Genomic DNA, 19,858 nt, shown 5'->3' on the forward strand with positions numbered 1-19,858 from the left:
GCCCAGCCGCTGCTTCGGGTCAGCGGCCCGAGATCAGGCCGGCGTGGGCCAGCGCCTGGCGCACCTCTGCCGAAATGTCAGGCGCGGCGGCGCGGAACAGCTGGTAGAAATTGGCCGTGGTCTGCATTGCCACCTCGTCGAGGCTGATTCCCCTAGCCTCGGCGATGCACTGGGCCACTTCCACCACCCACGCCGGCTCATTGGGCTTGCCGCGGTGGGGCACCGGCGCCAGGTAGGGGCTGTCGGTCTCGATCAGCAGCCGGTCCAGCGGCACCCGACGGGCCACTTCTCGCAGCGCCTCGGCGTTGCGAAACGTGACGATCCCCGACAGCGAAATGTAGAACCCGTGGCGCACCGCCTCGCGGGCCATGTCGAGATCCTCGGTGAAGCAGTGCAGCACGCCGCCGATGGCCGGGTCGCTGTACTCGCGCATCATGGCGAGCGTATCCTCGCGGGCGTCGCGGGTATGCACGATAACCGGCAGTTCGAGTTCGGTGGCGGCGATCAGCTGACGGCGAAAGCGCTCGCGCTGCACATCACGCGACGGGACACGCTCGGGCGTCTTGTCGAGATAATGATAGTCGAGGCCGCATTCGCCGATGGCCACCGCGCCGAAGCGCTCCGCGACCTCCTTGATGCCTTCGATCTCCGGCTCCCGCTCCAGCAGGTGGAGGGGATGCACGCCGGCGGAGATGGCCACGTCCAGGTGCTCGCGGCCAAGCGCGGCCAGCGACGGTACGTCCTCGAGCGTCACCGCGATGGCCAGAAACTGGCGCACGTCGCGTGCGCGTGCGGCCTCGAGGGCGGCCGCCACGCTACCCGCATGCGTGGCCGGGTCGAGACGGTCCAAATGACAGTGTGAATCAACAAACATGCGGTAATCGGCTCATAGCGTTCCGTGAAGAGAAGGGCTTACAGGGTGTAGGAAGGCGCTCCCTTGTCCAATTGACCCGCCAGCAGAGTCTCGATGCGGTCGCGTACGGCTTGGTCCTCCGCACTGAAGTGAATGCCGATGCCGGGCACCCGTCGCCCTGCCACGCCGTCGGGCGAGACCCACACCACCTGGCCGGTAACGGGCACCCGCTCGCTGTCACTCGGCAGCGTTAGCAGCAGGTAGACCTCCTGGCCCAGCTCATAGCGCTCGCGGGTAGGCACGAAGATGCCGCCACGCTCGAGCAACGGCATGTAGGCGGAGAGCAGCGTCTGCTCGTCCTGGATCGTCAGCGACAGTGCCTTTTGCGGTGACATCGACCTCACTCCTCCCCGTTGAGCTTCATGAACGCAGTAGCGCCGACCAACGCACCAGCCAGGCCTCGAGCACCAGCTGCGGGTTGGGATTGCCCCCGCTGGCCAGCAGCCGCCGCTGCTCGCGAGCGTAGTCCAGCAGGCGGAACCAGTCGCGCACCCGGGCGTTCTTCACCGCCTGGCGGTAGAGCGGCAACAGGTCGGGGTTGCGCAGCCGCGATGCTTCGCCGGTCAGGCCCAGGCGAATCAGGTCCTCGAGCCAGGCGATACCGTACCACAGGATCGATTCGATAGCCTGGCGGTCGAGACGCGCGGCCTCGGCCACCGGCTCGGCGCCGCGCACCAGGGCATCGAAGGTGTCGTGAAGCTGCTTGCGCAGAGCCCGTGAACCGGGGTCTGCCAGCTCCACCGCCAGCAGCGGCAGCCCTCCCGAAACCTGCCACCAGAACTGCGCTTCCTCATGGCTGCCAAGCCGCTCGGTCAGCCAGGCCAGGCTCGCCTCACGCTCGGGCAGCGGCAGGCTCCAGTGCTGGCAGCGCGAACGGATCGTGGCCAGCATGCGCGACGGCACGTCGGCGAGCAGCAGGAAATGGGTATTCGCACCCGGCTCCTCGAGGCTCTTGAGCAGCGCGTTGGCGGCCGCCACGTTCATGGCCTCGGCCGGGGCGACCACGATCACCCGCCGCCCGCCCTGCTGGGCAGTCTGGGCCACGAAGCCGTTGACCGTGCGAATTGGGTCGATGCGAATCTGCCGCTTGCCCTCTTCCGGCATCACCCGCATCAGGTCGGGGTGGTAGCCGGACGCCAGCATGTGGCAGCCATGGCAGTGGCCGCACGCCTGGCTGCCCGGCGAGGTGCACAGCAGCCGAGCCACCAGCGCCTCGCCGAAGCGCTGCTTGCCTACGCCGCGCGGCCCCGACAGCAGCAGCGCGTGGGGCAGGCGCTGCTGCTCGAAGCGCTCGAGGAAGTGCTGCCACAGGGGCAGCTGCCAGGGCAGCGGTGTCGCCATACCCGGTTCGCCTAGAGCCATGGGCCAACCCGCTGATCCAGGCAGTCGGCCAGCCGGGCCTGGACGGTGGCCAGCGGTGCGGCGGCATCGATCACGGCAAACCGCCCGGGCGCCGCCTCGGCTCGCGCCAGGTAGGCCTGGCGCACCGCCTCGAAGAACGCGCCGCGCTCCTGCTCGAAGCGGTCCTGCTCACCGCCGCTGGCCGCCAGGCGGTCCTGCAGCCGCTGCTGGGCGGCGGCCACCGGCATGTCCAAAAGCAGCGTCAGGTCGGGCTGAAAATCGCCCAGCACGAAGCGCTCAAGCTCGGCGATGCGCTCGGACGATATGCTCCGTCCACCGCCCTGGTAGGCAAAGGTGGCATCGGTGAAGCGGTCGCATAGCACCCAGGCACCGCGCTGCAGCGCGGGCAGGATCTTTTGCGCCACGTGCTGGGCGCGGGCGGCAAAGATCAGCAATAGCTCAGCGTCGACGCACAGCGTCTCGTCGCTGTCGGGCGTCAGCAGCAGCTCGCGAATGGCCTCGGCCCGCTGGGTGCCGCCGGGCTCCCGCGTTCGCACCACCTCAACGCCGCGCGAAGAGAGCCATTGTGCCACCGCTTCAATATTGGTGCTCTTACCAACACCCTCGCTGCCCTCCAGGGTGATGAAACGTCCTCGCGGCTGCATCGAAACTCCTTGTGCCAGCATGGCGTGCATCCTGCTCAGCGGTTGCGGATGTAGCGGTTCACGGCGTTGTTGTGCTCGCGCAAGGTCCGCGAGAAGTGGTGGGTACCGTCGCCACGAGAAACGAAATAGTAGGTGTCACCGGGCAGCGGGTCGACGGCGGCCTCCAGCGAGGCACGACCGGGCATGGCAATGGGCGTCGGCGGCAGGCCGTTGATCACATAGGTGTTGTAGGGGGTGGCCTCCTGCAGGTCCGCCCGGGTGATACGCCCCTCATAGCGCTCGCCCATGCCGTAGATCACCGTGGGGTCGGTCTGCAGGCGCATGCCGGTTTGCATGCGACGCTTGAAGACCCCGGCAATCTCACGGCGCTCCTCCGGGGCTCCGGTTTCGCGCTCGATCAGCGAGGCCATGATCAGCGCCTCGTAGGGGGTATCGATGGTCAGCTCATCACTGCGCCGTTCCCACACCTCCTCAAGAATACGCTCCATGCGCAGCAGCGCCTGGCGCAGGATGTCCAAGTCGCTCATCCCCTTGTAATAGCGGTACGTATCGGGGAAGAACCACCCCTCGGGATGGCGGTCCTCGCGCCCTAGCAGCGCCATGACCTCGGCATCGGAAAGTCCGTGGGTCAGGTTTTCCAGCTTGGGGGCGGCATCCAGCTGTGCCCGCATCTGGCGGAAGGTCCAGCCTTCCGGGAAGGTCATGGGATAGGTCACCACCCGGTCGCTGCCCAGCAGAGCAATGAGGTCGCGACCGCTCATGCCGGGTTCGAGCATGTACTCGCCGGCGCGCAGCCGCGGAATTGCCTCTGGCTCGAGGCGCGTCAGCAGGCGAAACGCCCAGTCGTCCTGAATGATGCCGCGACTGGCCAGGTCAGTGACCACGCGGTTGTAGCCGGCGCCGCGTGGCACCTCGTAGAGCGTCTCCTCGTCGACGGCAATGGGTGCCTCCAGTCGGCTCTCCCAATAGTGATAGCCGGCCAGGGCGGCAACCGCGGCGACCACCACCAGCAGCAACAGGTATTTGACTAGACGCAGCATGCCTTTCCTCTCACCGTTCGAACGCCGCCGGGTAGCCCAGCAGCTCATGTGCCATCGCCTGCAGCGGGCGATTCGCATCATCGATGCACCAGCGCCTGAGTTCTGTGCCCGCCGTGTCATCCAGCCGCGTCACCGGCCAGACGCCCTGCACGGAATTGAGCAGCCACAGCGCCTCAACCTCGGCCAGCACCTCGGGGCCGCAGCTCACCTCGACGATCGCCTGGCGGGCCATCAGCGCGGCGCGCAGGGTACCGGCCACGCCGCATCGGGCCAGGCACGGCGTCTCGAGCCGTCCGTCACGGCGCCAGATCAGGTTCATCGCGGTGGCTTCCACCAGCAGGCCTTCGCTGTCGCAGAGCAGCCCTTCGGCCAGCTCGGCGTCTTGCCATTCACGGCGCGCCAGGACGTTTTCGAGACGATTGAGGTGCTTGATGCCGGCCAGTGCGGGCTGCCTGCCGAGCCGAAGCCGGCAATGGCGCACCCGCACTCCATCGCGCCAGCGGGCCGGCTGCGGCGCAAAGTCAGCGACCTTCCAGCGCAGCCGTGGCTGCGCCGGTTCGGGCGGCAGGTAGCCGCGCCCTCCACTGCCCCGCGTCAGGATGATCTTGAGTACCTTCAGGCCGGGGCCGGCCCGGGCGGGCAACTGGGCAAGGCGCGCCGTGTCGGGCGGCGGCAGGGACAGCGCCCGACAGCCACGCGCCAGCCGCGCCATATGCTCGTCCCACAGCAGGGCCTGGCCATCACGCACCAGCACGGTCTCGAAGAGGCCGTCGCCGTAGGCCAGGCCACGATCATCGAGCGGGACGCTGTCGTGGCCAGGCCAATCCGTCACGGCAGCGCCCTCCTCTCACTCGCTTCAGCGCAACTTGGAGAACAGCAGGGTGCCGTTGGTTCCACCGAAACCAAAGGAGTTCGACAGCGCCACGTCGATCTTCATCTGGCGCGCCGTATGCGGTACGTAGTCGAGATCGCAGCCTTCCTGCGGGTTATCGAGGTTGATGGTCGGCGGTGCCACCTGGTCGCGAATCGCCAGAATGCAGAACACGGCTTCGACCGCCCCGGCAGCGCCCAGCAAATGGCCGATCATCGACTTGGTCGAGCTGACGGCCACCGAGGAAGCCGCAGCACCCATCACCTTAGAGACCGCACGGCTTTCGGCCAGGTCGCCGGCCGGCGTCGAGGTGCCATGAGCATTGATGTAGTGAACGTCTGCGGGGTCGAGGCGCGCATCGCGAATGGCGTTGCGCATGGAGAGCGCCGCGCCGCTGCCATCCTCGGGCGGTGCCGTCATGTGGAAGGCATCGTCGCTCATGCCAAAGCCAATCAGTTCGGCATAGATGCGCGCACCGCGGGCCTTAGCATGCTCGTACTCCTCGAGCACCAGCACGCCAGCGCCGTCGGACAGCACGAAGCCGTCGCGATCGCGATCCCACGGGCGGCTGGCCGCCTGCGGGTTGTCATTGCGGGTCGAGAGCGCGCGGGCAGCGGAGAAGCCACCCAGGCCCAGCGGCGTGGTGGCCATCTCGGCACCGCCGCAGATCATCACGTCGGCATCGCCGTAGGCGATGGTGCGAGCGCTGTAACCGATGTTGTGCGTGCCCGTGGTGCAGGCGGTAGTGATGGCGATATTGGGGCCACGAAAGCCGTGCTGGATCGCCAGGTTGCCGGAGATCATGTTGATGATCGAGCCGGGGACGAAGAACGGCGAGATGCGTCGGGCGCCACCCTTGTTGAGCGCGTTGTGGTTCTGCTCGATCATCGGCAGCCCGCCGATGCCCGAACCGATGGCCACGCCGATTCGCTCAGCGTTGGCTTCGGTGCATTCGATGCCCGAGTCACTGATGGCCTGCGCGCCAGCGGCCACCCCGTACTGGATGAACAGGTCCATCTTGCGCGCATCCTTCGGATTCAGGTACGGGCTGATGTCGAAGTTCTTGACCGAGCCCCCGAAGCGCGTGTTGAAGCTGCTGGCATCGAAATGCTCGATGGGGGCGATGCCGCTCTTGCCGGCCAGGATGTTCTCCCAGCTCTCCTCGACGGTGTTGCCCACCGGCGTGACCAGGCCAAGCCCGGTCACCACAACTCTACGAGCCATCAGTTTTCCTCCAGACAACCTAGACGACACGGCCCATTCCAGGGACCGACGTTGCGCGCATTATACCCAACAAGCTCCCGGCTTGGGCAGCCACTGCCAAGGCATGAAGCAAAAAGCCGCCCTGGATTCAGGACGGCTCTTGATGGGCTTCACTGGGAGGCCCGTCACCTCAGCAAGCGGGGACGACCGCGCCCTTACTGGTGGGCGTTGACGTAGTCGATGGCTTCCTGAACGGTGGTGATCTTCTCGGCTTCCTCATCGGGAATCTCGGTGTCGAATTCCTCTTCGAGCGCCATGACCAGCTCAACGGTATCCAGGGAATCGGCGCCCAGGTCTTCGGTGAAGGAGGAGCTGTTCTGAATATCCTCTTCCTTGACGTTCAGGCGCTCGGCCACAACCTTCTTCACGCGCTCTTCGATGGTGCTCATTATGACGTACTCCAGTCGTTCAAGTTAGCCGTTCGGATGACCAACCGTTTGGTCCGCAAACTCAAGCTGCGGGGTAGTTTATAGACGCCCCCCGGTCGGCGCAACCGCCGACCCGCGGAAGCGTCAACGCATGTTCATGCCGCCGTTGACCTGCAGCGTCTCGCCGGTGATGTAGCCAGCGCTCTCGCCCGTCAGGAAGCCGACGGCCGCGGCAATTTCCTCCGGCTCGCCCAGGCGAGCCAGGGGAATCTGGGTCAGCAGCATCTTGTGCTGCTCTTCGGGCAGTGCATGGGTCATGTCCGTGGCGATGAAGCCAGGTGCCACGGCATTGACCGTAATGGCCCGAGACGCCACCTCGCGGGCCAGGGCACGGGTGAAGCCCTCCATCCCCGCCTTGGCGGCAGCATAGTTGGTCTGGCCCAGGTTGCCCATGGTGGCCACCACCGAGCTGATATTGACGATGCGGCCGAAGCGAGCGCGGGTCATGCCGCGCAGGCATGCCTTGGTGACGCGATAGACGGACTTGAGGTTGGTGTCGAGCACCGTATCCCACTCGTCCTCTTTCATGCGCATCAGCAGGTTGTCGCGCGTGATGCCGGCATTGTTCACCAGGATCGTCGGTGCACCGAACTCCTCGGTGATCGCCTTGATCAGCGCATCAACGCTCTCCGGATCGGTTACGTCCAGCGCGCGACCGGCGCCCTCGAAACCCTGGGCCCGCAGGTCCTCGCCGATCTTGGCCGCGCCATCTTCGGTGGTGGCCGTGCCGATCACCACCTGCCCCTGGCGGCCCAGTTCATGCGCGATGGCGCGTCCGATGCCGCGACTGGCCCCGGTGACCAGGGCGATTCTGCGTTCGCTCGTCATAGCTGCTTCCGATATGAGTCGTGATTGTTCGGATGAAGGAGGCTGTCTCCTTCCTGGCTCACTGGCTGGCCGCTTCCCGCGCCAGTTCCAACGCCGCTTCAAGGCTGTCGGGGTCGTTCACCGCCAGTCCCTTGCTGCCCTTGGCAATACGCTTGCCAAGACCGGTCAGCACCTTGCCAGGACCGCACTCGATGAATACCTCGGCGCCACGGTTCACCATCGCCTCCACGCAGGAGGTCCAGCGCACGGGCTGATAGAGCTGCTCGATCAACCGGGTACGCAGCGTACCCACATCGGCATGCGCCTGGGCATCCACGTTTTGATAGATGGTATAGCGCGGCGGGCGCATGTCGAGCGCCTCCATGGCAGCCTGGAGCCGCTCGGCGGCTGGCTTCATCAGCGTGCAGTGCGAGGGCACCGACACCGGCAGCGCCATGGCCCGCTTGGCCCCGGCCTCCTGGCACAACGCGATGGCGCGCTCGACCGCTGCCTTGCTGCCGGCGATGACCACCTGTCCTGGCGCATTGTAGTTCACCGCGGCGACCACATCGCCCTGCGCCGCCTCGGCGCAGGCGCGCTCCACCATCGCATCGTCAAGCCCGAGGATGGCCGCCATGCCGCCCTGCCCCAGCGGGACCGCCTCCTGCATGGCCTCACCGCGCAGCCTGACCAGGCGCACCCCGTCGGCGAAGCCGATTACGCCGGCGCACACCATGGCGCTGTACTCGCCAAGGCTATGCCCCGCCATGGCCCCGGGCCGCGGGCCTTCGAGCTCCTGCCAGACCCGCCAGATGGCCACGCTGGCCGTGAGCAGCGCAGGCTGCGTGCAGGCCGTGGCGTTGAGCGCATCTTCCGGCCCTTCCTGCACCACCTTCCACAGGTCGTAGCCCAGCGCATCGGCGGCCTCCTCGAACGTCGTGCGCACGACGCTGTAGCGCTCGGCCAGCTCACGCAGCATGCCGATCTGCTGTGAGCCCTGCCCGGGGAAAAGGAGGGCGAGGGGTTGAGTCATGTCGTTCACCATTGATCTTGTAGAGTCCTGTCATGCCGACTGCGCAGCTCGCTGGCCATGCGGGAGGGAAGATCCCGACTGACCTCCTGGACTGCCCGCAGCACGGCATAGGAAAAGCCGATGGCATCAGCGCTGCCATGGCTCTTGATCACGATGCCGCCAAGCCCGAGCAGGCTGGCGCCATTGTATCGTACCGGGTCCAGCTCGCCCTTGAGCCGCCTCAATGCCGGTCGTGCCAGCATGCCCACCAAGCGACTGCTCCAGTGGGCCTCGAAGGTGGTCTGAACCCGCTCGATGAGCATTCGCGCCAACCCTTCACTCGCCTTGAGGACCGCATTGCCGACGAAACCGTCGCAGACCACCACATCGTACGCACCGGTGAAGATGGCGTCGCCTTCGGCAAAGCCGCAGTAATTCAACGACGGCATGGCACGCAGCCTGGCATCGGCCTCGCGCACCGTGGCACTCCCCTTGGTCGCTTCGCTGCCTACATTGAGCAGCGCCACCCGCGGCGATGCCAGCCCATCCACCTCGCGTGCCATGACGTCACCCATACAGGCGAAGTCGACCAGACGCTGGTAGGAGACATCGACATTGGCGCCCAGATCGAGCAGGTAGCAGCGGCCATCGCCACGCGTGGGAATGGCCGTACTGATCGCCGGCCTGGGAATATCGGCCACCGTGCCCAGCTCGCGGCGCGCCAGCGCCATCAGGGCCCCGGTATTGCCGGCGCTGACGCCGGCGATGGCCTGGCGGCTGGCCACCTGCGCCAGCATGCGAGCCATGCTGGTGTCGCCGCCACGCCGCAGGACATCGGAAGGCTTCTGTTCCTGGCTGACGGCCAGCGGAGCGTGATGAACGACCAAACGCGAGCCCGCCGCGGCGAGGTGCCGCGGCAGGCTCTCGAGTTCGGATTCCAGCAGGCTTGCAGGGCCGAAAAGGTCGATGGTCAGCGCCGGCGTGGCCTCAGCAGCGATCGCCGCGCCCTGCACGGCTGCCTTCGGGCCGATGTCTCCGCCCATCGCATCGACGGCGATCCGCACGCTCAACTGCCGTCCGTCACCGGCGGGGATACGACTCAGGCGTCGACGATCTTGCGGCCGCGGTAGAAGCCGTCGGGGGAAACGTGGTGGCGCAGGTGAGTGGTGCCGGTTTCCTTGTCCTGGGACAGGGTCGGCGCGCTCAGCGCATCGTGGCTACGACGCATACCGCGCTTGGAACGGGTCTTGCGATTCTGTTGAACTGCCATGGGGTGTCACTCCAGAGTGAGACAATAAACAACCATCACTTTTTCCCTTGAGGTGGCGCAGCACCTCGAAGGGATTCGCGGCCGGCTCCGAAGGTTCGGGCGCCTCGCCGCTGCTCAGCTGGTCGCGCGAGACCCGGCAATGGGCCTCATCGTGGTAAACCACCTGCGGCAGACTGAGGATCAGCTCATCCTCGACCACCTCCAGAAGGTTCAGCTGTTCGTTTTCCACCAGCACCGGCTCGTGGGTTCCCGGCAGGTCGGCCGCCAGGGTGTCGCTGGTCACCATCCCCAGCAGGAAGTCGCTTGCCACCGATTGCGCCAGCGGCTCGAGGACAGCGTCGGCACGGCAGCTGCAGCTCGGCCTCGAGGCGCCCACGAATTTCGCGCCGGCCTTGGGCATCGATGCCGAACTCGAGCCAGACCCGGCAGTCACCGGACTGGGCACCCACCTGCTCGGCCAAGCGCTCGAAACGATCGAGCGACATCAGACCGGCCAGGCGTTCGGCGCGTGCGGCGAGCCGGTAGGGCTCGACCTTGTCGGGGAGTCGTGTGGTCAACATAGGCGCGCAATGATAGGCACTCGCCCTGCGCCTGTCAAAGACACCATCACTGCGCGCTACAATAGCGACCACCGGCGTCGGCAGGCAGCGCGCCTGCGCCTTCTTCCTCTGCTTCAACAGGAGTCACCTGCCATGCTTCAACTCGTCCTCGCCTCCAGCTCCCCATGGCGCCGTCAGCTGCTTGATCGCCTCGGACTGCCCTACCTCTGTGCGAGCCCCGATATCGACGAGAGCCGTCGACCCGACGAGCCTCCCGAGGTGCTGGTGCACCGCCTCGCCCTGGCCAAGGCAACCGCCGTGGCCAAACAGTACCCACGCCACATCATCATCGGCTCCGACCAGGTGGCGCTGTTCAACGACGAAATACTCGGTAAACCGGGCAGCGAAGCCGCCGCTTGCGCTCAGCTCGAGCGCTTTTCGGGCCAGCGGGTGCGCTTCCTGACGGGCCTGGCCCTGGTCGACACCGCCAGGGCCCGACATCAGGTTTGCCACGAGCACTACGACGTGGTGTTCCGTTCGCTGGGGAGCGAGGAGATTGCGCGCTACGTCGCCCGGGAGCAGCCGCTTGACTGCGCCGGCAGCTTTCGCATGGAGGGGCTGGGCATCACGCTGTTCGATAGGCTCGAAGGCGACGACCCCAACACCTTGGTTGGCCTGCCGCTGATTCGCCTGTGCGCCCTGCTGCGCGAGGCCGGCCTCGACCCACTGGGCACGCCGGCCGAGGCCTGAGCAAGCGTACCGGCGGCCAGGGCCGGCATGCGCCCGCGTCAGGGAAGCTGGTAGCGCACCGGCGACTGGCTGGAGGGGATGCCCACCCACTCCGCCGCCACCCGGCCGAACTGGCGGGAGAGCCGCTCGAACGGATCGAGGCGCGGGGTATAGTCGTGCAGCCTGACGTCGCCAAGCAGCTCACGCGATACCGCGTCGAGGCTGCCGATGACGTCGACCAGCCCTAGCCCCAGCGCCTGCTCACCGCTCCACACCAAACCGGTGAAAAGCCGCGCATCTTCGGCCAGCCGCTCGCCGCGCCCCGCCTGCACATCGTGGATGAACTGCCGGTGCGTCGTGTCCATCACCGTCTGCCAGAATTCGCGCTCGTCGTTCGACAGCGGTGTGAAGGGGTCCAAGAAGCCCTTGTTCTCGCCGCTGGTGAAGATACGCCGCTCGATTCCCAGGCGATCGATAGCCTCCTCGAAACCGAAGCTGGCGAAGATGACGCCGATGGAACCGACCAGACTGGAGGGCGCCGCCACGATCTCGTCGGCCGCCGAGGCAATGTAGTAGGCGCCACTGGCCCCCACGTCCTCGATTACCGCGATGATCGGTTTGTCGCCCAGCTCACGCAGCCGCATGATCTCGTGGTACACCCGCTGGGACTGCACCGGACTGCCGCCGGGGCTGTCGATATGCACCACTACCGCCGCGGCATTGCGCGCCTCCCAGGCGCGGTTGAGCCCGGTGATGATGCGCTCGGCGCTGGCCGGCGATTCGCTGTCGATCACGCCCCGCACGGTCACCACGCCGATGTGACGTCGTTCGGGCTCCCGGTCGGGCGTACCGAAGAGGCTATAGAAGGAGGTGGCCAGCGACGCCAGGATCAGCAGCGCAAAGAAGAAGCGGAAGAAGAGCTTCCAGCGTCGCGTGCGACGCTGTTCGGTCAGCACGCCGCCGATCCAGCGATCCAGCATCTCCTGCTGGGCCAGCCGCTGGCGCTCGCGCAGCGCCTCGGCGCTCTCGCCCCTCGGGGCCACCGCCGCGACCGACGCCTCCCGGCGCGCTTCACGCGCCTGCTCGGGCGTCAGCTCCGGCCCCTCGGTCCAGCGGTCTTCACGCTTGTCGTCACTCATGGGCACGCTTTCCTTTACGCCTGCTATTGGGTCAGCCAGTCGAACAGTTCACCTACCGTTCCGGCCGTATAAACGGGACGGCATGCCGCCAGCCTTTCCGGGGCATGCACGCCCCAGGTCACGCCCACCCGGTCCATGCCCAGCGCCTGGGCCATCGCCAGGTCGTACTCGGTGTCACCCACCATGACCGCGTCCTCGACGGGCATGTCCAGTTCGATCAGCAGCTCCTCGAGCATCTGCGGATGCGGCTTGGATCGCGTTTCATCCGCCGTGCGACTGGCATGGAACCATTCTCCGCTGCGGCTTTCGCGGAACACCCGGTCGAGCCCGCGGCGACTCTTGCCGGTCGCCACCGCCAGGCGTCGGGTCGGGCGCTCACGCAGCGCCGCAATCCCCGCCTCGATGCCAGGAAAGAACGGCATCGGTGTGCGGCTGCCCTCGACGAAGTGGTAGGCGTATCGACTGCGCAGCCGCTCGAAGCGTTCGGCGTCGATACCGGGACAGAGCCGGTCGATGGCTTCCGGAAGCCCCAGCCCGATGATGTCGCGCACCGCAGCCTCCTCCAGACGGCCCCAACCCGCATCCACCGACGCCGCCTGCATGCAGGAGACGATGCGGGCGACGGAGTCCATCAGAGTGCCGTCCCAGTCGAAGATCACCAGCCGATAGCGCATGCAAACTCCATGGTCGATTCAGGCCAGGGCCGCCCGCGCTCGCACCAGCGCGGCTTCCAGCTCTTCCGGAAGCGGTGCCCGGATCTGCACCGGCCGCCCGCTGCTGGGCTCCGGAAAGGTCAGCGACGCCGCGTGCAGGAACAGGCGCGACAGTCCCAGCCTGCGTGCCTGGGTCTCACCCTCGCGGGTACCGTACTTGTCGTCGCCAAGTAGAGGATGCCCCGCGTGGGCGGCATGCACGCGAATCTGGTGGGTGCGCCCGGTGATCGGCTCGGCTTCGACCAGGGTGACCCCGGCGAAGGCTTCGCGCACGGCGAAGCGCGTACGCGCCACCTTGCCGGCGGATCCACGCGCACGCGCCGCTCGCCGTTGGCCAGCTCATAGCGTTCCAGGCGAGCGCTGACGAAGTCGCGCCGGGCAGGCCAGCGCCCGCCCACCAGGGCCAGGTACTGCTTGTCCATCTGGTGCTTCTTCAAAGAGTCGTTGAGCGCCAGCAGCGCCGGGCGCGACTTGGCCAGCAGCAGGCAGCCCGAGGTGTCGCGGTCGAGGCGATGCACGAGCTCGAGGAAGTCGAGATCCTCACGCACCTGGCGCAGTGCCTCGATCAGGCCGATCTTGACCCCGCTGCCACCGTGCACGGCGAGGCCGGCCGGCTTGTTGATCACCAGCCAGTCGGGCTCCTCCACCAGCACGCTGCCGGCCAGCAGGTTGCGCAGCCCCTCGCTGACCTCCTTGACCGCCTCTCGAGGCGCCACGCGCAAGGGCGGAATCCGCACCAGGTCACCCGCCGCCAGACGATGGTCGACCTTGACCCGCTTCTTGTTGACCCTCACCTCGCCCTTGCGCACGATGCGATAGACCAGCGCCCGCGGAACCCCTTGAGGCGCGCCATGAGGAAGTTGTCGACCCGCTGGCCGGACTGCCCCTCGCCCACTTCCACCCACTGTACGTCGCGACCGTCGGCCATGACTCTCCTGCTGAAAATTCGTTGTGAGCCAGCATTCTAACGCACTCTGGAGCGGGCTGCGCCAATTGCTGCCCAGTTGCATTGCTGCTATATTGCCAGCTCGCTCGGATGGATCCCTTCGGTCCCATGGCGCCTGCCCGACAGACACGCAGGCCGGAGCGACGAAATCAGGCGCGCCGACCCGCACGAGCGGTTCCGCCGCCGTCGAGTGACGAACCAGCGACAAACACGAAGTTAAAGACAAGCAGTGACGCCACGCCCGGATCCCGGCTTGCCTAGTGAGATGGCAGGCGGTGGCCACGGGAATCGTTCCACATCGTGCCGGTGGCCGGCGTTGGCGAATCGATGAATGCCAGGTGTCTGGCGGTGACCGCAGGGCCGGATGGGAGAAGCCCCACCGAGACATGTCCTGCCTCCGCCGCGTACTCAACATGATCATGTCGTGCTGGGCCCTTTCGGGTACCGGTACGATCGGGCGCCACTGTGCATCCGCGACATGCGCTGAGCACAAGCACGCAGCACCCAGAGGTTCGCCTTCTTCGATGCCCCCGGCGCGTCCAGATTGCGAGACAACATGAAACGGATGCTCATCAATGCGACCCAGCCGGAAGAGCTGCGCGTCGCGCTGGTCGATGGACAACGCCTCTATGACCTGGACATCGAATCCGGTGCCAGGGAGCAAAAGAAAGCCAATATCTACCGCGGCAAAATCACCCGCGTCGAACCCTCCCTTGAAGCCGCTTTCGTCGACTTTGGCGCCGATCGCCACGGCTTCCTCCCCTCAAGGAGATCTCTCGCGAGTACTTCCTGAAGGAGAGTTCGGGCCGCCCCAGCATCAAGGAAGTTCTTAAGGAAGGCCAGGAAGTCATCGTTCAGGTCGACAAGGAGGAGCGCGGCAACAAGGGTGCGGCGCTGACCACCTTCATCAGCCTGGCCGGCCGCTTCCTCGTGCTGATGCCCAACAACCCGCGCGCGGGCGGCATCTCGCGCCGCATCGAAGGCGAGGAGCGCACTCAGCTCAAGGAAGCCATGGGCCTGCTCACCGTGCCGGACAAGATGGGCGTCATCGTGCGCACCGCCGGCATCGGCCGCAGTGCCGAAGAGCTGCAGTGGGACCTCGACTACCTGGTCCAGGTGTGGGAGTCCATCACCGAAGAAGCGGGCAAACGCCCGGCCCCCTTCCTGATCTACCGTGAATCCAACGTCATCATTCGCGCCATGCGCGACTACCTGCGCCAGGACATCGGCGAGGTGCTGATCGACAGCCCCGAGGTGCACCAGGAAGCCCTGACCTTCATCCGTCAGGTGATGCCCTCCTACCAGCAGAAGATCAAGCTCTACGCCGACGAAGTGCCGCTGTTCTCGCGCTTCCAGATCGAGTCGCAGATCGAGACCGCCTACGAGCGCGAAGTGAAGCTGCCTTCCGGCGGTTCCATCGTGATCGACCACACCGAGGCGCTGGTCTCTATCGACATCAACTCGGCGCGCGCCACCCGCGGCAGCGATATCGAGGAAACCGCGCTGCAGACCAACCTGGAAGCGGCCGACGAGATCGCCCGCCAGCTGCGCCTGCGCGACATCGGCGGCCTCGTGGTGATCGACTTCATCGACATGAGCCCGGCGCGCAACCAGCGCGAGGTCGAGAACCGCATGCGCGACGCACTCAAGCTCGATCGCGCCCGCGTGCAGATCGGCCGCATCTCGCGCTTCGGCCTGATGGAGATGTCGCGCCAGCGCCTGCGGCCCTCGTTGGGCGAGACCAGCGGCGTGGTCTGCCCGCGCTGCAACGGCCAGGGCACCATTCGCGACGTGCGCTCGCTGTCGCTCTCGATCATGCGCCTGATCGAGGAAGAAGCCATGAAGGAGCGCAGCGCTCAGATTCGCGCCATCCTGCCGGTGCCGGTGGCCACCTACCTGCTCAACGAGAAGCGGGCGGTGCTGGCCGATATCGAGAAGCGCCAAGGCGTGAAGGTACTGGTGCTGCCCAATCCGGACATGTCCACGCCCCACTACGATGTGCAGCGCCTGCGCGACGACCATATCGAAGAGGAAGGCGAGCAGGAGAAATCCAGCTTCGAACTCTCCATCGAGACCGATATCGGCAAGGAGCCTGACACCAGCATTGCCAGGCCGGTGGTACGCACCGAAGCGGCGGTAAAGACGGTCATCCACAACGAGCCGGCCCCCGTCTCGCTGCAGCAGGAGCCGGCAAGCCAGCCGGTACCGTCGACAGCACCGGTGGCCCCGGCTGCAGGCGTACTGTCCCGCCTGGTCAAAGGCGTGGCTCGCTGGCTCGGCAGCGATGAAGGCGCCGCGCCCGCCAAGCCGGAGCCCACCAAAGCTGCCGGCACCCAGATGGAGCGGACCGCTGACGGCGAAGAACGCAGCGATCGCAACGGCCGCCAGCGGCGTCGCAGCCGCAGCGAAACCTCGCAGGACGACAACCGCCCCCAGCGCACTGCTTCCCGGCAGCCGCAAGACAATGCGCGTGGCGAAGCTCGCCAGGAAAGCAGCGGCGGACGCGGTGAAGGGCGCAATGGCCGCGGCGGCCGCAACGCCCGCGCAGACAAGCCCCAGCAGGAAGAAGGCCGCCAGAGCAAGCCGGCGCAGCGCAGCCGTGACGAACAGCCGCGCAGCCGTGATGACCAGCCGCGCCGCCAGAGACCCGAAAGCCAGGACAAGCCCGCCGAGAAGCAGGCCGAGCCGGCCAAGGCAGACAAAGCGGACAAGGTAGAAGACGGCAAGCCCAAGCGCACCCGCAACAACCCGCGCAGCCGCTCGCGCCAGCACGCCATCAATCCGGCGGCGGAAGCCGAACAGCAACGCCTACAGGAGAGCGTAGCGGAGGATGCCGCCAACGGCCCAGTCGCCCAGCTACAGGCCGGCGAGCCAAGCAAGCCGACCGCCCCGCCCAGCACTGACACAGCGGACACACACACTGCCAAGGCAGAGCAACCGGCCGCTGCGGTGAAGACCGAGGCGCCCAAGCCCGAGCAGGCGAAGTCCGAGCCGCTCACATCCGAACAAGCCAAGGCCAAATCGCCCAAGGCGGCAGAGCAGCCGGACGCTGCGGTGAAGACCGAGGCGCTCAAGCCCGAGCAGGCGAAGCCCGAGTCGAAGCTGCCCGAGCAAGCCAAGGCCGAAGCGCCCAAGTCGGCAGAGCAGCCGGACGCTGCGGTGAAGACCGAGGCGTTTAAGCCCGAGCAGGCGAAGCCCGAGTCGAAGCTGCCCGAGCAAGCCAAGGCCGAAGCGCCCAAGGCGGCAGAGCAGCCGGCCGCTGCGGTGAAGACCGAGGCGCCCAAGCCCGAGGCGCCCAAGCCCGAGCAAGCCAAGGCCGAAGCGTCCAAGGCAGCAGCACAGCCGGACGCTGCGGTGAAGGCCGGAGCCGAAGCGCCCAAGTCGGAAGAGAAGCCGGACGCTGCGGTAAAAGCTGAAGCGCCAGCGAAAGCCGACGAGCCAACAGCCGCGCCCAAGCCCGAGGCGCCGGAGACGGCCAACGCGGAGCCAGAGGCCGAGGAAGAGGCTTCACCTCGCCGGCGGCGCCGCGCGCACAATGACCCGCGTGAGATTCGCCGTCGCGAGCAGGAAGCGCAGAAGGGCAATCAGGGCTGACGGCCCCGCTTGTCGATACGAAATGGCCCGCGCATAGCGCGGGCCATTTTCGTTGACGCAGACAACCGCACCGACCAGTGCCAGCGCCTCAAGCCAGCCGGGGTTCACGCTCCAACTGCACGCCAAACCGGGCGACGACCCGTTCGCTGACGCGACGGGCGAATGTCAGCAGCTCGCTGGCGTTGCCACCACCGAAGTGCACCAGCACCAGCGCCTGGCGATCATGTACGCCGAAATGGCCCTCCCGCCAGCCCTTCAGTCCGCAGCGGTCAATTAGCCAGCCGGCCGCCAGCTTGACACCTCCATCCCCCAGCCTGAAGTGCGGCATGTCGGGCCACTGAGCCAGCAGCACCTCGGCCTGTTCGCCGGTCACAACAGGATTCTTGAAGAAGCTGCCGGCATTGCCAAGCTCTGCCGGGTCCGGCAGCTTTTCGCGGCGAATGGCACACACCGCTTGGGCCACCTCCAGCGGGCCGGGGTTCGCCCCTACCCGCTGCGCCAGGTCGCCATAATCCAGGCGTGGCGCGGCACTATCTTGAAGCCGCAGGGTCAGGCCGGTAATGACCACCCTGCCCTCCAGCTCGCGCTTGAAGATACTGTCGCGATAGCCGAAGGCGCACGCCTCGGCGCTCAGCACTTCGCGGCGCCCCTCTTCGATGAACAGTACTTGCACCGCCTCGACCACGTCACAGAGCTCGACGCCGTAGGCGCCAATGTTCTGGATCGGCGCCGCACCGCAGCGTCCCGGAATCAAGGCCAGATTCTCCGTACCCCACAGCCCGCGGCGGGCCAGGGCCATGACCAGCGGATGCCATTCGACCCCCGCTCCGACATGGGCCAGTACATGCCTCCCCTGTCGCTCGAGCCACCAGTTATCCAGCGCCGGATACAGCACCAGTCCCGGCAGGCGCTCCGGCAGGATCAGGTTGCTGCCCCCACCGAGTACCGTCAGCGGCCAGCCCTGCTCGCTCGCAAGGCGCAATAGCCGACGCAGCGCCTCGACGCCGGTCGGCGCGGCGAAGCGCTCGGCGCGGCACGGCAGTCCCAAGGTGTTGGCCGCGGTGAGGTCGTAGTCGCTCAACAGCGCCTCGTTCAATGCCGCCGCCCTTCGAGGCGCTGGGCGATCTGTTGGAGCAGCCCCCGCGAAGCCGCCTCGACCAGGTCCAGCACTTCCTCGAAGCCCTGCTCGCTGCCGTAGTAAGGGTCAGGCACCGCGCGGTCGACGTGACCGGCGAAGTCGAGAAACAGACCGATATGGGCGACACAGCCCTTGGGACACTGCTCCCGGATGGCCGCCAGGTTGTCGTGGTCCATCGCCAGCAGATAATCAAAGCGCGAGAAGTCCTCGGCCACCAGCTGGCGCGCCCGCAGCTCGCTCAGGTTGATACCACGCTGACGCGCGGCCGCCGTTGTGCGCGGGTCGGGCCCCTTGCCCACGTGCCAGCCGGCGATGCCGCAGGAGTCGACTTCCACCCGGTGGGCCAACCCCGCCTTCTCCAGCTCGCGCCGGAACACGCCCTCGGCGGTCGGCGAGCGGCAAATGTTACCCAGGCAGACGAACAGAACGCGCATGCTTCCTCCTTGTCACGGTTGCCCAGCCAACAGCGCCCGTACCCGTGCCAGGTCTTCCGGGGTATCGACGCCCGCCGGGTTGGGCTCGGCGGCCAGCGCCACCTGAATGGCGTGGCCGTGCTGCAGCGCCCGGAGCTGCTCAAGCTGCTCGAGCTGCTCGAGCGCCGAGGGCGCCCAGTGCCGATATTCATCGAGAAAGGCGGCGCGATAGGCGTACAAGCCGATATGGCGCAGCCAGGCATCGGTTTGTAGCCACTCGGGGCGTGCGGCAAAGGCCTCGCGGTCCCAGGGAATGGGGGCACGGGAAAAATAGAGCGCACGCCCCGCCAGCGAGCGCACCACCTTGACCACATTGGGATTGAACAGGGTCTCGACGTCGCCAATCGGCTCAGCCAGGGTGGCGATGGAGGCTCCGGGGTCGTCGTGCAGCCGCTGGGCGACCTGGTCGATCAGGCGCGGCGGGATCAGCGGCTCGTCGCCCTGCACGTTGACCAGCACGGCGTCGTCGGCGAGCCCGAGGCGCTCGGCCACCTCGGCCAACCGGTCGGTGCCGGAGGGGTGGTCGCTGCGCGTCAGGATCACTTCGGCGCCATAGGGCTTCAGCGCCTCGCGTATCCGCTCATCGTCGGTGGCCACGACCACGCGCTCGGCCGCGCTTTCCCCGGCACGCCGCCAGACATGCGCCACCATCGGCTCGCCGGCGATATCGAGCAGCGGCTTGCCGGGCAGACGCGACGAGCCGAAGCGCGCCGGCACTACCGCGATGTACGCGTTCCGCTCGGCCATCACGCCTCCCCGGTACGTCCGGGCGAAGCCGGCAGCTTCTCATCGACCGTCATCTGGCGCGCCTCTTCCGGCAGCATGACCGGGATGCCGTCACGGATCGGGTACGCCAGGCCGTCATAGTGGCACAGCAGCTCTCCGGCTTCGCGGTCGTACTTGAGCTTGCCCTTGCACAGCGGGCAGACCAGCATGGCCAACAGCTCCTTGTCCATCGTTCACCTCCGCAAGATATC

General features: G+C 66.9%; 19 protein-coding genes and 3 pseudogenes. 2 read left to right on the forward strand and 20 right to left on the reverse strand.

Annotated features, from left to right (window positions below):
- Positions 1 to 19 precede the first annotated feature (19 nt).
- The 13 genes and pseudogenes from ACUDAL_RS10040 to ACUDAL_RS10100 form a co-directional block, all read right to left on the reverse strand.
- On the reverse strand, positions 20 to 874 hold the full coding sequence (locus tag ACUDAL_RS10040) for a TatD family hydrolase (protein WP_444678051.1): 855 nt from the start codon (positions 872 to 874) through the stop codon (positions 20 to 22).
- A 38-nt stretch (positions 875 to 912) separates the two neighbouring features.
- Entirely contained in the window at positions 913 to 1,248 is a 336-nt protein-coding gene (locus ACUDAL_RS10045; RefSeq protein WP_444678052.1) for a PilZ domain-containing protein, read from the reverse strand.
- Between the two features lie 25 nt (positions 1,249 to 1,273).
- Positions 1,274 to 2,254 carry a DNA polymerase III subunit delta' gene (locus tag ACUDAL_RS10050; protein WP_444678053.1) on the reverse strand — a complete coding sequence of 327 codons (981 nt, stop codon included), beginning with the start codon at positions 2,252 to 2,254 and terminating at the stop codon, positions 1,274 to 1,276.
- An 11-nt stretch (positions 2,255 to 2,265) separates the two neighbouring features.
- Positions 2,266 to 2,919 carry a dTMP kinase gene (gene tmk / locus ACUDAL_RS10055; RefSeq protein ID WP_444678054.1) on the reverse strand — a complete coding sequence of 218 codons (654 nt, stop codon included), beginning with the start codon at positions 2,917 to 2,919 and terminating at the stop codon, positions 2,266 to 2,268.
- Positions 2,920 to 2,954: 35 nt separating this feature from the next.
- Positions 2,955 to 3,959 (reverse strand): endolytic transglycosylase MltG, encoded by a 1,005-nt coding sequence (gene mltG, locus ACUDAL_RS10060; protein WP_444678055.1) that lies wholly within the window; start codon positions 3,957 to 3,959, stop codon positions 2,955 to 2,957.
- A gap of 10 nt (positions 3,960 to 3,969) precedes the next feature.
- Positions 3,970 to 4,791 carry an aminodeoxychorismate lyase gene (pabC, locus tag ACUDAL_RS10065; RefSeq protein ID WP_444678056.1) on the reverse strand — a complete coding sequence of 274 codons (822 nt, stop codon included), beginning with the start codon at positions 4,789 to 4,791 and terminating at the stop codon, positions 3,970 to 3,972.
- A 24-nt stretch (positions 4,792 to 4,815) separates the two neighbouring features.
- On the reverse strand, positions 4,816 to 6,057 hold the full coding sequence (fabF, locus tag ACUDAL_RS10070; protein ID WP_444679354.1) for a beta-ketoacyl-ACP synthase II: 1,242 nt from the start codon (positions 6,055 to 6,057) through the stop codon (positions 4,816 to 4,818).
- Between the two features lie 191 nt (positions 6,058 to 6,248).
- A complete protein-coding gene (acpP, locus tag ACUDAL_RS10075) occupies positions 6,249 to 6,482 on the reverse strand; it encodes an acyl carrier protein (protein WP_008956801.1) in 234 nt (77 codons plus the stop codon).
- A gap of 123 nt (positions 6,483 to 6,605) precedes the next feature.
- Entirely contained in the window at positions 6,606 to 7,349 is a 744-nt protein-coding gene (gene fabG / locus ACUDAL_RS10080) for a 3-oxoacyl-ACP reductase FabG (protein WP_444678057.1), read from the reverse strand.
- Between the two features lie 58 nt (positions 7,350 to 7,407).
- On the reverse strand, positions 7,408 to 8,361 hold the full coding sequence (fabD, locus tag ACUDAL_RS10085) for an ACP S-malonyltransferase (protein WP_444678058.1): 954 nt from the start codon (positions 8,359 to 8,361) through the stop codon (positions 7,408 to 7,410).
- Between the two features lie 5 nt (positions 8,362 to 8,366).
- Positions 8,367 to 9,404 carry a phosphate acyltransferase PlsX gene (gene plsX, locus ACUDAL_RS10090; RefSeq protein WP_444679355.1) on the reverse strand — a complete coding sequence of 346 codons (1,038 nt, stop codon included), beginning with the start codon at positions 9,402 to 9,404 and terminating at the stop codon, positions 8,367 to 8,369.
- A 35-nt stretch (positions 9,405 to 9,439) separates the two neighbouring features.
- On the reverse strand, positions 9,440 to 9,610 hold the full coding sequence (gene rpmF, locus ACUDAL_RS10095; protein WP_102588615.1) for a 50S ribosomal protein L32: 171 nt from the start codon (positions 9,608 to 9,610) through the stop codon (positions 9,440 to 9,442).
- A 37-nt stretch (positions 9,611 to 9,647) separates the two neighbouring features.
- Positions 9,648 to 10,170, reverse strand: a pseudogene (locus ACUDAL_RS10100) (YceD family protein); the annotation flags it as partial.
- Positions 10,171 to 10,302: 132 nt separating this feature from the next.
- Here ACUDAL_RS10100 and ACUDAL_RS10105 point away from each other — a divergent pair.
- A complete protein-coding gene (locus ACUDAL_RS10105) occupies positions 10,303 to 10,899 on the forward strand; it encodes a Maf family protein (protein WP_444678059.1) in 597 nt (198 codons plus the stop codon).
- Positions 10,900 to 10,937: 38 nt separating this feature from the next.
- On the opposite strand, the gene sppA is transcribed toward ACUDAL_RS10105, so the two are convergent.
- From sppA to ACUDAL_RS10120, 3 genes and pseudogenes are all read right to left on the reverse strand, one after another.
- Positions 10,938 to 12,017, reverse strand: a complete 1,080-nt coding sequence (sppA, locus tag ACUDAL_RS10110; RefSeq protein ID WP_444678060.1) for a signal peptide peptidase SppA — start codon at positions 12,015 to 12,017, stop codon at positions 10,938 to 10,940.
- A gap of 23 nt (positions 12,018 to 12,040) precedes the next feature.
- On the reverse strand, positions 12,041 to 12,691 hold the full coding sequence (locus ACUDAL_RS10115; protein WP_444678061.1) for an HAD family hydrolase: 651 nt from the start codon (positions 12,689 to 12,691) through the stop codon (positions 12,041 to 12,043).
- An 18-nt stretch (positions 12,692 to 12,709) separates the two neighbouring features.
- Positions 12,710 to 13,658, reverse strand: a pseudogene (locus tag ACUDAL_RS10120) (RluA family pseudouridine synthase).
- A gap of 574 nt (positions 13,659 to 14,232) precedes the next feature.
- Here ACUDAL_RS10120 and rne point away from each other — a divergent pair.
- Positions 14,233 to 16,511: pseudogene (rne, locus tag ACUDAL_RS10125) on the forward strand (ribonuclease E); the annotation flags it as partial.
- A gap of 847 nt (positions 16,512 to 17,358) precedes the next feature.
- Here the strand turns inward: rne and murB are convergent.
- From murB to ACUDAL_RS10145, 4 genes are read right to left on the reverse strand one after another with little or no spacing between them, the layout of a single operon-like run.
- Positions 17,359 to 18,351, reverse strand: a complete 993-nt coding sequence (gene murB / locus ACUDAL_RS10130; RefSeq protein ID WP_444678062.1) for a UDP-N-acetylmuramate dehydrogenase — start codon at positions 18,349 to 18,351, stop codon at positions 17,359 to 17,361.
- 11 nt (positions 18,352 to 18,362) lie between these two features.
- The gene (locus ACUDAL_RS10135) at positions 18,363 to 18,842 is read right to left on the reverse strand and encodes a low molecular weight protein-tyrosine-phosphatase (RefSeq protein ID WP_444678063.1); all 480 of its coding nucleotides are present in this window, start codon (positions 18,840 to 18,842) and stop codon (positions 18,363 to 18,365) included.
- Positions 18,843 to 18,854: 12 nt separating this feature from the next.
- A complete protein-coding gene (kdsB, locus tag ACUDAL_RS10140) occupies positions 18,855 to 19,628 on the reverse strand; it encodes a 3-deoxy-manno-octulosonate cytidylyltransferase (RefSeq protein ID WP_444678064.1) in 774 nt (257 codons plus the stop codon).
- Positions 19,628 to 19,837: a Trm112 family protein gene (locus ACUDAL_RS10145; RefSeq protein WP_444678065.1), complete on the reverse strand. Its 210-nt coding sequence runs from the start codon at positions 19,835 to 19,837 to the stop codon at positions 19,628 to 19,630. Before ACUDAL_RS10145 ends, kdsB begins: the two co-directional genes overlap by 1 nt.
- Between the last annotated feature and the right edge of the window lie 21 nt (positions 19,838 to 19,858).

The sequence above is a fragment of the Halomonas sp. E19 genome (assembly GCF_052439355.1).
Taxonomy (GTDB): domain Bacteria; phylum Pseudomonadota; class Gammaproteobacteria; order Pseudomonadales; family Halomonadaceae; genus Halomonas.

Coding starts and splice junctions, on each gene's coding strand:
- mltG (WP_444678055.1), bottom strand. CDS start 3,959: ATGCTGCGTCTAGTCAAATACCTGTTGCTGCTGGTGGTGGTCGCCGCG.
- ACUDAL_RS10135 (WP_444678063.1), bottom strand. CDS start 18,842: ATGCGCGTTCTGTTCGTCTGCCTGGGTAACATTTGCCGCTCGCCGACC.
- tmk (WP_444678054.1), bottom strand. CDS start 2,919: ATGCAGCCGCGAGGACGTTTCATCACCCTGGAGGGCAGCGAGGGTGTT.
- fabG (WP_444678057.1), bottom strand. CDS start 7,349: ATGACGAGCGAACGCAGAATCGCCCTGGTCACCGGGGCCAGTCGCGGC.
- ACUDAL_RS10115 (WP_444678061.1), bottom strand. CDS start 12,691: ATGCGCTATCGGCTGGTGATCTTCGACTGGGACGGCACTCTGATGGAC.
- ACUDAL_RS10105 (WP_444678059.1), top strand. CDS start 10,303: ATGCTTCAACTCGTCCTCGCCTCCAGCTCCCCATGGCGCCGTCAGCTG.
- ACUDAL_RS10050 (WP_444678053.1), bottom strand. CDS start 2,254: ATGGCGACACCGCTGCCCTGGCAGCTGCCCCTGTGGCAGCACTTCCTC.
- ACUDAL_RS10145 (WP_444678065.1), bottom strand. CDS start 19,837: ATGGACAAGGAGCTGTTGGCCATGCTGGTCTGCCCGCTGTGCAAGGGC.
- kdsB (WP_444678064.1), bottom strand. CDS start 19,628: ATGGCCGAGCGGAACGCGTACATCGCGGTAGTGCCGGCGCGCTTCGGC.
- sppA (WP_444678060.1), bottom strand. CDS start 12,017: ATGAGTGACGACAAGCGTGAAGACCGCTGGACCGAGGGGCCGGAGCTG.
- acpP (WP_008956801.1), bottom strand. CDS start 6,482: ATGAGCACCATCGAAGAGCGCGTGAAGAAGGTTGTGGCCGAGCGCCTG.
- ACUDAL_RS10040 (WP_444678051.1), bottom strand. CDS start 874: ATGTTTGTTGATTCACACTGTCATTTGGACCGTCTCGACCCGGCCACG.
- rpmF (WP_102588615.1), bottom strand. CDS start 9,610: ATGGCAGTTCAACAGAATCGCAAGACCCGTTCCAAGCGCGGTATGCGT.
- ACUDAL_RS10045 (WP_444678052.1), bottom strand. CDS start 1,248: ATGTCACCGCAAAAGGCACTGTCGCTGACGATCCAGGACGAGCAGACG.
- fabD (WP_444678058.1), bottom strand. CDS start 8,361: ATGACTCAACCCCTCGCCCTCCTTTTCCCCGGGCAGGGCTCACAGCAG.